An 8,172-nucleotide genomic window follows, 5' to 3' on the forward strand; every position below is an offset into this window, starting at 1 on the left:
CATTCTATGGAATCTTGCATTATCCATAATAATATAGTGGATTGAACTTAGAGTAGTACACCATGGATTCTAAAACATTTCTAGAAATTAGTTTGACTTTCCTAATCTCTCTGTTCATATCTTATTTCAATCCACTATAGCTATAAAAAGGAAACTTCATCGTAAAAGTTAGACCATTTTTGACTAACTTTTCAATAAAGTTTCCATGCATTTTTATACTATTTTTACGTTTTTTATTGTTGTAAAACCTTTCGTGGCTTCGTTCCTTCTGCTGGACCAATAACCCCAGCCATCTCTAATTCTTCCATCAAGCGAGTTGCTCGGTTAAAACCAACTGATAATCTACGTTGAATCATGGATGCGCTCGCTTTTTGAGTTTCAATGACCAGAGCCTTAGCTTCTTCAAATAGTGGATCTCCACCTTCATCTCCTGTGCCAGACTCACCTTCTGTCTCAGAAACCTCTCCGGGATCAAAGCTTTCATCATAATCAGCATCTGCTTGAGCCTTGATAAAACTAACAATACGCTCAACATCATCATCAGAGATAAAGGAGCCTTGCAGACGAACAGGGTGGTTTTCATCGATTGGTTTAAAGAGCATGTCCCCTCGACCAAGCAATTTCTCAGCACCATTTTCATCTAAGATAGTTCGCGAATCCGTTCCAGAAGATACAGCAAAGGCTACACGTGACGGTACATTGGCCTTAATCAGACCAGAAATAACATCAACCGACGGACGCTGGGTCGCGAGGATCATATGAATACCAGCCGCACGCGCCTTCTGTCCTAGACGGATAATGGCATCTTCTACTTCCTTGCTAGCTACCATCATGAGGTCAGCTAACTCGTCCACAATCACAACAATCAAAGGAAGAGGTACTTGTTTGTACTCAGACTGAGCATTGAATTCCTCCACTTTAGCATTGAAACCAGCAATATTACGAACCCCAATTTTGGCAAAGAGTTCATAACGGTTTTCCATCTCATCTACGACTTTTTGAAGGGCCTTGCTGGCCTTACGAGGGTTAGTCACGACCGGAATCAAGAGATGAGGGATATCGTTGTAAACTGATAACTCAACCATCTTCGGATCCACCATCATAAACTTGACTTGGTCTGGACGTGCCTTCATGAGAATACTTGCAATGATACCATTAACTGCAACAGATTTACCAGAACCGGTCGATCCAGCCACAAGTAAGTGAGGCATTTTAGCCAGGTCGAAACTGCGAGCTGTACCATTGACAGCTTTCCCAAGGGGAATTTCTAGCAGATTTTCAGGTTTAGTTTGCGATTGTTCCCAGAGTTCTCGGAAAGAAACTGTTGCGATTTCTGAGTTTGGAACTTCAATCCCGACCAAGGATTTCCCTGGAATTGGAGCTTCGATACGGACATCTTTCGCAGCCAAGGCCAGAGCCAAGTCATCTGCTAGATTGGAAATGCGATTGACACGAACACCAACTGCTGGCTTAACTTCGTACTTTGTAACTGATGGACCGATTTCAGCACGTTCAACCGTTACCTTGATTCCGAAACTCGCAAAGGTTTCTTCCAAAATTTTGATATTTTCTCGTACGATTTTCTTTTCTTTTGACTGATCTTTTGGTTTATCAGGTGCGAAGAGTTGCAAGCTGGGGAGTTTGTACTCTAAAGCTTTTTTAGCAGAAAAATCTACTTCAACATCTTCATCTTCTACATAGTCATCCTCCTGAGGAATGTCATCTACTTTAGGATAATCATAGTCCGCTTGCGGGAGAATAATCTCAGGTTCCACCCATTCTTCCTCTGGAAGGAGTGGTAAATCATCAAAGTGAACAGGAGGAGCTTCTAAAATCTCGCCAGTTTCCATATCAACAGGAGGTATATCCAATAAGGCTTGCTCCGCTTGTTCTTTTTCTAGTCTTTCCTGCTCCTCTATCTCCTTACGCGCTTTTTCTTCTTCTCGTTTGATGAAGCGTTCTTGTTTCTTCAGCTCGCGTCGCTCCATCCAAAGCGAAAAACGTGCTCCAAGAAAATCAGCAACGTCATAGACAGACCAGGGACTGACTAGAAGAGCACCGATCAAGATTAAGATGGCTCCGATAAAGTAAGTACCAATATTTGAAAAAAGAAAGGCGACTGGAATATAAAGAGCAACACCTAGAAGCCCTCCTCCAGCAAAGCTAGTCACACGAAAGCCTGTCAAATCTGTCAAAACTTGGGCTAAAGTCCCCTTTAATACCGCCTGCTCGATGCCATATTTCCATACAAGATAAGCTTCAAAAATCAGCAATAAGCCTGAAAAAATGCAAAGAAAACCTGAGATCAGACCTTCTTGCTTCCGAATCCATTTGAAGAAAAAAAGATAGACTAGAACGACAAAAATGACCAGATAGGCTAGACTTCCTACTAGTAATCGAATAAGGTTATAGAGCGTGAGTCCAACTGCTCCTAATCTCAGAGCAGCGAACATTAAGCAAAAAGCTATGACTAAGGAAATTAACATCCGTTGGATAGCTTGCTTTCTTTCTAATTCAGCTTTTGACGGTCTCCGTCTTGTTTTACTTGTATTTTTGTTTGCCATGCTTCTATTATACCATATTTCAGAAACATCTAGAGAAATCAAAAAAATGACCGTCCACTTTCGTGATCAGTCATTTGAATGTATTTGTAATTATTTTTCTAAAGGTTTACGAAGGTAACCATAAACTACACCACTAACAAGTGCTCCAATCAAGACAAAGACAAGGTAAAGAAGGGCATTTGTTGTAAGGGCGATAACGAAGATTCCTCCGTGAGGTGCCATGAGTTTGATACCTGCAAGACCAACAAGTCCACCTGCCACTGCTGAACCAAGGATAAAGCTTGGGATAGCACGAGCTGGGTCAGCCGCACCAAATGGAATCGCTCCTTCAGTGATGAATGACAAGCCCATAACGATGTTAGTCAAACCAGAGTTGCGTTCTTCTTTAGTAAATTTATCTTTGAAAAGAAGTGTTGCAACGAAGATCGCAAGTGGTGGAACCATTCCTCCAGCCATAACTGCTGCCATAGCTACTGAACCACCTGTTGACACTGTTGCTGCAAGAGTACCCGTACCAAAGACATAAGCTGCTTTATTGACAGGTCCACCCATATCGACAGCCATCATTCCTCCAAGAACGATACCAAGAAGGACAGCTGAACCGCCTCCAAGACCTGAAAGGAAGTCGTTCATTGCAGTGTTGATTGCTGCCATTGGGATGTTAACAGCAAGCATAACAAATCCTGTCAAGACTGTTCCAAGAAGTGGCAAGAGAAGGATTGATTTAGCACCTTCAAGTGAACGTGGAACCTTCACGTATTTCTTAACCAAAAGTACCAAGGCACCAGCGATAAATCCACCAACAAGAGCTCCTAGGAAACCTGATGATACACCTGCAAGAGCTGAAGTTGCTTCACCACCTTGAGCATAAGGGATTTTACCAAAGGCAAAACCTTCTTTGGCAATAGCTCCAGCTACGAAACCTGCTACCAAACCTGGTTTTTCAGCGATTGAGTAAGCAACATATCCTGCAAATACTGGAAGCATCAAACCAAAGGCTGATCCACCGATTTTCATGAACATAGAAGCGAGTTCATGGTAAGAACCAAGATTTCCAAGGCTCTCATTTGGAACCCCCAAAGCACCATCAATCAAGAAGGCGAGGGCAATCATGATACCACCACCGATAACGAATGGCAACATTTGTGATACACCACTCATCAAGTGTTTGTAGAAGGCACCACCTAGACTTTGTTTTTCATTAGATGCTGTTGAAGCTTGCGCTCCATTAGCAGCTCGGTAGACTTCAGCATTACCAGAAAGAGCCAAGTTGATCAACTCTTCTGTCTTACGAATACCATCTGCAACTGGACGATTTACCAATGGTTTGCCATCGAAACGATCCATTTCAACTGCCTTATCTGCAGCGATGATAACAGCTTTAGCCTTACGAATATCTTCTGATGTCAATTTGTTACCAACACCGCTAGCACCATTGGTTTCAACCTTGATACCGACACCCATTTCCGCGGCCACTTTTTGAAGAGCTTCTTGTGCCATGTATGTGTGGGCAATTCCTGTTGTACAAGCTGTAACTGCTACGATAAAGTCACCAGATTCATTCGCAGGAGCTTGTACTGGCTCTTGAGCTTTTTCTGAAGCTTGGTTAAAGAGGTCAATAACTTGATCAGCTGATGTTACTTGACGAAGTTTGTCAGCAAAGCCGTCTTTCATCAAGTATTGAGACAATTCTGCCAAGGCAGCCAAGTGAGTATCATTGGCACCTTCTGGAGCCGCAATCATAAAGAAGAGGTCAGTTGGTTGTCCATCTAAACTTTCGTAGTCAACACCATTGTTTGATTTAGCAAAGAGAACAGTCGCTTCCTTAACAGCAGCATTTTTACTGTGTGGCATTGCAATACCATCACCCAAACCTGTAGAAGTCAAAGCTTCACGCGCTAAGATTCCTTCTTTAAAAGTTTCAAAATCTGACACGTATCCGTGTTCAACCAAGCTATGAATCATTTCTTCGATAGCTGCTGTTTTTTCAGTTGCTTGCAAATCAAGCAACATGACATCTTTTCTCAATAAATCCTGAATTTTCATCTTTTTTCTACCTCAACTTTTTCATAAGTTTCTTTAATAAATGCTGCAGTTGCCAAGTCATCTGAGAAGGTGGTTGCTGTTCCACATGCCACTCCCCACTTGAAGGCTTCTACTGCGTCTTTTGATTTGACAAACTCACCAGTAAATCCAGCAACCATCGAGTCACCAGCACCAACTGAGTTTTTCACTGTTCCCTTGATCGGTTTAGCAAAGTATGCTCCATCTGATGTTACCAAAAGGGCACCATCACCAGCCATAGAGATAATAACGTTTTGAGCACCTTTAGCCAGCAACTCACGAGCGTATTTCTCTATCTCATCTAAGCTTTCAAGCTTGACTCCAAAGATAGCTCCCAGTTCATGATTATTTGGTTTGACCAAAAGAGGTTGATAATCCAAACTATCGATTAAGGTCTGACCTTCAAAGTCACAGACCACTTGAGCGCCTGTCTGACGAGTCAAGGCAATCAAATCCTTGTAAATAACATTGCCTAAGTTTTTTGCACTCGAACCCGCAAAGACAACTGTATCTTCTGCTGTTAAACTTGAAAGAATAGCTTTTAACTCTTCAAGTTGTTCAGCTTCAACAGTAGGACCAGTCCCATTGATTTCTGTTTCTTGATCAGCTTTAATTTTAACGTTGATCCTCGTATCTTCTGCTACTTGGACAAAGCGTGTTTCAATATGCTCTTCAGCCAAAGTATCAGTGATAAATTTACCTGTAAAGCCACCGATGAAGCCTGTCGCAGTATTTGGAATATCCAAGCGTTTCAAGACACGGCTAACATTGATTCCCTTACCACCAGCAAACTTATCATCACTGTCCATACGATTGACACTACCAACTTCCACTTTATCCAGACGGACAATGTAGTCAATAGATGGATTTAGTGTGACTGTATAAATCATACTTCGATAACCTCCGTTTTCTCTTTGATAGCTGACAAGAGCTCGTGACCCTTACTTGTAATGACAATAGCACGTTTTATAGGAGCTACCTTAGCAAAACAAGACTGACCAATCTTGGATGAATCTGCTAGAACATATGTCTGTTTAGCATTTTCTAAGATAGCACGCTTGACGGCGCCCTCCTCCATATCTGGAGTTGTAAAGTAACCTTCATCTACACCATTCATTCCAATAAAGGCACGATCAAAGTGCAGTTGGTTAATCTGGTTAAGCGCTACTCCTCCAATACTGGCATCTGTTGTCATCTTGACTCCACCACCGATAATGACTGTTGGGATTTGCTTATCCACTAATTGAACCGCATGGTGAATGGAGTTGGTTACTACAGTAATGTCTTTTCGCTCCAATTCCTTAATGAGAAAGGCTGTTGTACTTCCTGCATCCACAAAGATAACATCTTTTTCTTTGATGAGGGAAGCTGCCTTTTGCGCAATCAATTTTTTCTCTTGAAGGTTTTTGACAGATTTTTCTTGAATGGTTTCTTCTTCTTGCAAGGAGTGAGGCAACTCTGCTCCTCCATGAACTCGGCGAAGTTTATTTTCAGACTCCAATTCATCTAAATCACGTCTAACTGTTGATTCTGAAGTATCTAGCAAGCCTACTAATTTCTCTAAAGTTACGACTTTATGTTTACTCAGCTCCTCTAAAATCAACTTTTTTCTCTCAGTTTTTAGCACTTACTCACCTCCTGTTAACGATTACAATAATCATTCTAACACAAAAAAAATCAAAGTCAAGCACTTTTTGTCATTTTCTTTCATTTTCTATCATTTTGCCAATTGTTTGAATTTTATTTGCAAGATACTTGCCTTTATGATAAACTATTTTAGTAAGTATTGGAAGATTACTCAAGAGGCTTAAGAGGCCGTGTTGGAAACGCGGTAGGCGTGTGAAAGCGTGCGTGGGTTCGAATCCCATGTCTTCCGTAGCTATAGTGTGGCTGCATCTTGATGCAGCTTTTTATAATGGATTTTCGTCTAAGATGAGAATTCCAAAAAATCACCCAAGATTCAACTCTTGGGTGATTTTTTTCTTCAATTTTAATCATCAAAATGATATTTTTTCTACTTCATCTCAGATGCTCTTAAAAAATATCAAATAGCAATTTCACATTGAGAACAGTTAAGATAATGGAAACAATATAACCAAGGATGGTATTCCATTTAGCATTGGTAAATTCGCCCATCAGTGATTTCTTAGAAGTTAGATAAATCAAAGGGAAGATTGAAAATGGAAGAGCGATTGAAAGAAAGACCTGTGAATAAACCAATAACTGATCCAAGGTTTTTTCTTGATGACCAAACAGAACCGCTACTATCATAACAGGCAGTAAGGCAAAGAGACGAGTCGCCAAACGAATGAACCACTGAGGCAATCGCATATGCAAGAAACCTTCCATAACGATTTGTCCTGTCAAGGTACCTGTGATAGTCGAATTCTGACCACTGGCTAATAGGGCCAAGGCAAACAAGGTTGATAAGGTTGAGCTAGCTATAGCTCCCGCAATGGTAGAATCCTGCAGGGCGTTATACATTTGAGAAAAGGCAGAAATCTCAGATGCATGTCCGAAAAAGAGGGCCGCCCCTAAGATTAAAAGAAGGGAGTTAACGATAAAGGCCAAGGACAGTTGAAGATTCGAGTCCCAGGTCATAAAGCGCACGGCTTTTCGAACATCATTCTTGTCCTTGTGATTGATTTTCCGAGTTTGAGACAAGGAAGAATGCAAATAGAGGTTATGGGGCATCACTGTCGCACCCACGATACCTAACGCCAAGGTTAATTGACTTTCATGCCCTGGCAAAGGACTTTCAAATAAGGTTGCATTCGGTAGATAACCCTCAACGATTCCTTGGAAGCTTGGATGTGACAAAGCTACCAGATAAGTAAAGATTGCTAAAATCGTTAAAATCAGTGTTGTCACAATAGCTTCAATCTTCTTAAAGCCAAATTTCATCAGAAGCAATAAGAGAAAAACATCCAACACGGTCAAGAGAATTGCTATCATAATCGGAATCTTAAAGAGAAGATTGAGAGCAATCGCTGAACCTAGAACTTCTGCCAGATCTGTCGCCATCAAGGCTAATTCTAAAATCACCCATAGACTATAACGAAGCCATTTAGGTGAATGATGAGCCGTTGCTTGAGCCAGGTCCATCTGGGTTACAATACCAAGCTTTCCTGCCATCTGCTGAAGTTGCATGGCAATGAGAGATGAAATCAAGATAACAAACAAGAGACTATACTTATAGGAAGCACCACCGACTACACTGGTAATCCAGTTTCCTGGATCCATATAACCAACTGCGACAAGAGCACCCGGACCTAAAAAGGCCTTTAAATTTTGCCAGAAATGATTGTTATTTGGAGTATCGATAGATTGATTAATCTCAGAGAGTGACACTTTTTTATGAGAAGACATAGATACTTACCTCTTTCTAAACCTACTTTTTCATTAGACTTCCTGCGAAACTAGAATCCTAGTTCACGGTTGATAATGCCAGCAATCAAATTCATTCGTAATCCAAATCGTTTACGTCGATTTCGATAGGTTGTTGAAAACATTTTAAACGTTTTTACTTTGGCAAAAATATTCT

General features: G+C 41.1%; 5 protein-coding genes, 1 tRNA gene and 1 pseudogene. 1 reads left to right on the forward strand and 6 read right to left on the reverse strand.

Annotated elements, in window-relative coordinates:
* Positions 1–233: 233 nt before the first annotated feature.
* The 4 genes from HMPREF2837_RS00900 to HMPREF2837_RS00915 all read right to left on the reverse strand — a co-directional run bounded on the left by HMPREF2837_RS00900 (position 234) and on the right by HMPREF2837_RS00915 (position 6,255).
* Positions 234–2,564, reverse strand: a complete 2,331-nt coding sequence (locus HMPREF2837_RS00900; RefSeq protein ID WP_075230527.1) for a DNA translocase FtsK — start codon at positions 2,562–2,564, stop codon at positions 234–236.
* Between the two features lie 90 nt (positions 2,565–2,654).
* Positions 2,655–4,610, reverse strand: a complete 1,956-nt coding sequence (locus tag HMPREF2837_RS00905; RefSeq protein ID WP_049549065.1) for a PTS fructose transporter subunit IIABC — start codon at positions 4,608–4,610, stop codon at positions 2,655–2,657.
* Positions 4,607–5,518, reverse strand: coding sequence for a 1-phosphofructokinase (pfkB, locus tag HMPREF2837_RS00910; protein WP_049549066.1), 912 nt, complete (start codon positions 5,516–5,518; stop codon positions 4,607–4,609). The genes HMPREF2837_RS00905 and pfkB overlap by 4 nt, the downstream gene beginning before the upstream one ends.
* Positions 5,515–6,255, reverse strand: coding sequence for a DeoR/GlpR family DNA-binding transcription regulator (locus HMPREF2837_RS00915; protein WP_049549067.1), 741 nt, complete (start codon positions 6,253–6,255; stop codon positions 5,515–5,517). The genes pfkB and HMPREF2837_RS00915 overlap by 4 nt, the downstream gene beginning before the upstream one ends.
* Positions 6,256–6,416: 161 nt before the next feature.
* On the opposite strand from HMPREF2837_RS00915, the gene HMPREF2837_RS00920 reads away from it, so the two are divergent.
* A tRNA-Ser gene (locus HMPREF2837_RS00920) sits at positions 6,417–6,504 on the forward strand.
* A 158-nt stretch (positions 6,505–6,662) separates the two neighbouring features.
* On the opposite strand, the gene HMPREF2837_RS00930 is transcribed toward HMPREF2837_RS00920, so the two are convergent.
* Positions 6,663–7,997: an Nramp family divalent metal transporter gene (locus HMPREF2837_RS00930; protein WP_049530065.1), complete on the reverse strand. Its 1,335-nt coding sequence runs from the start codon at positions 7,995–7,997 to the stop codon at positions 6,663–6,665.
* A gap of 50 nt (positions 7,998–8,047) precedes the next feature.
* A pseudogene (locus HMPREF2837_RS11035) lies at positions 8,048–8,172 on the reverse strand (IS5/IS1182 family transposase); the annotation flags it as partial.

The sequence above is a fragment of the Streptococcus sp. HMSC071D03 genome (genome assembly GCF_001812125.1).
Taxonomy (GTDB): Bacteria; Bacillota; Bacilli; order Lactobacillales; family Streptococcaceae; genus Streptococcus; species Streptococcus pseudopneumoniae_N.